Consider the following 1918-nt stretch of genomic DNA (forward strand, 5'->3'; position numbering starts at 1 on the left):
CGGCGCGCAGCCCCCGGTCGGCCAGCGCGTGCAGCTTCGGGTGCAGGTCGATCGCGGTGAGGAAGCCGGCGACCTCGGCCGGGACCGGGGCGAACGGCAGGATCCGGGTGGCCGCCGAGATGGTCAGGCCGAGCGCGTCGGAGACCAGCGCACCGAGTGTGCGGGGGGTGCGCGGGCCCTCCTCGGGCGGGTGCGGCGGCGGGATCTCCGGGTCCGGCTCGTGCGGGCAGACCCGCTCCGTACGCGCCACCGTGGCGATCAGGTCGCGCAGCTTCGGCCGCGGCTCCTCCACCGCGACGATCACCCGGCCGGAGGGCGCGTTCACCCGGGCCCAGGCCACGCCGGGCAGCCCTTCCAGCGCGTCCTCGACCTGGCGGGCCAGCCGGTCCCCGCCGTTCTGGCAGACGCCGTGCACCTCGATGTGGTGCCGGCCGTCCCGGGTCCAGACCCGCCGTCGGGTCAGCCCGGCGAGCCGGGCCAGCCGGGTGGCGGCCACGCCGGCGCTCTCCGCCGCCTCGCCGAGCGAGTGGGGGGCCGCCTCGGACGCCGCCGAGGCGGCACCCCGGGCCGCGTCCGGCACGGCGGTGGCGACGGTACGAGCGACCCGGGCGACGACGTCCGGCAGGGCCGCCGGTGACAGCAGGAGGCCGGCGTACCGGCCGAGCGACGTCATCGAGTCGTACGGCCGAGCAGTCGGCCCCGCTCCCCGCTGCCTCCGTCGTAGCCGTACGCCATCGTCGCCTCCCACCTTCCGTCCGGCGGCCCGACTTCCCGGCGTGACGTCCGTTATGCCCCCGGGGCAGGGGAAGTTTCCCCGCCGGGCCTTGCATGGACCCCGCCGGTGGTGGAATGCCGTTCGACGTCGCCGTGGTCGTCGGATCCGGGGGAGGCGGAGATGAGCACACTGACGCGGAGCCTCAACGGGGGACGTGAGGCGCTCAGGACGTACAGCCGGCGGATGGAGATCCCGATTCTGGGCGAGGTGGCGGTGCCCCCGCCGGACAAGGTCGCCTACTACGCGGGGCTGGGCGTGCTCGCCGCGCTCCAGGTGATCGAATGGCCGATGGCGCTGGTGATCACCGCCGGCCACCTGCTCGCCGACCAGCACCTGTCCGGTGTGGTGAAGGGTGTGGGGGAGGCACTGGAGTCGGCCTGACGAGACGGGGCTCACCGTTGACCTCAATCCGGGTTGAGGTTGGAGGCTTGAGCCCATGTCGACCGCCACCGCCGCGCCGGCGGCCCCACCCGCGCACCTGTTCGCCCCGCCCCTGCGGGCGATGACCGTGGGCAGTGTCGCGCTGGTGTCGTTGCTGGCCTTCGAGGCCCTCGCGGTCGGCACCGCGATGCCCACGGTCGCCCGCAGCCTCGACGGGCTGGCCCTGTACGCGCTCGCCTTCGCCGGGCCGTTCGCCTCCGGCGTGGTGGCGATGGTGCTCTCCGGCATCTGGTGCGACGCCCGGGGGCCACGCGTTCCGATGTGGCACGGCGTGGCCTGGTTCGTGGCCGGGCTCGCCGTGGCCGGCGTCGCCCCGACCATGGGCGTCCTGGTCGTCGGCCGGGTGGTGCAGGGCTTCGGCTCCGGGCTGCTCTCGGTCGCGCTGTACGTGATCGTCGGTCAGGCGTACCCGGAGGAGCTGCGACGGCGGATCTTCGCCGCGTTCGCGGCGGCCTGGGTGGTGCCGTCGCTGGTCGGCCCGGCGGTGGCCGGCCTGATCGTGGAGCACCTCGGCTGGCGCTGGGTGTTCCTCGCGGTGCCGGCGGTGGCGGTCCCGGCGGCCCTGCTCATCCAGCCCGGGCTGCGCTCGCTGGGCGTAACGGCCCGGCCGCAGTGGGCCGGGAGACGGCCCGCCGACACGACGGGGACCTCACCGAGTACGCGCTGCGGACCCTGCCGACCGTTGCCGGGGTACGCGTCGCC

At 75.4% G+C, this 1918-nt stretch carries 3 protein-coding genes; 2 read left to right on the plus strand and 1 reads right to left on the minus strand.

The features are described from left to right. A partial coding sequence (locus ACWEVO_RS35845) for a heavy-metal-associated domain-containing protein (RefSeq protein WP_452311836.1) occupies positions 1–673 on the minus strand: 673 nt, incomplete at its 3' end. A 222-nt stretch (positions 674–895) separates the two neighbouring features. Between ACWEVO_RS35845 and ACWEVO_RS35850 the strand changes: the two genes are divergently transcribed. Together ACWEVO_RS35850 and ACWEVO_RS35855 are read left to right on the plus strand one after the other, a co-directional pair. Beyond that, entirely contained in the window at positions 896–1156 is a 261-nt protein-coding gene (locus tag ACWEVO_RS35850; RefSeq protein WP_452311837.1) for a hypothetical protein, read from the plus strand. A gap of 55 nt (positions 1157–1211) precedes the next feature. Continuing rightward, positions 1212–1918 (plus strand): MFS transporter (locus ACWEVO_RS35855; protein ID WP_452311838.1); only part of this gene is annotated, 707 nt, incomplete at its 3' end.

This window comes from Micromonospora sp. NPDC003776 (genome assembly GCF_053605645.1).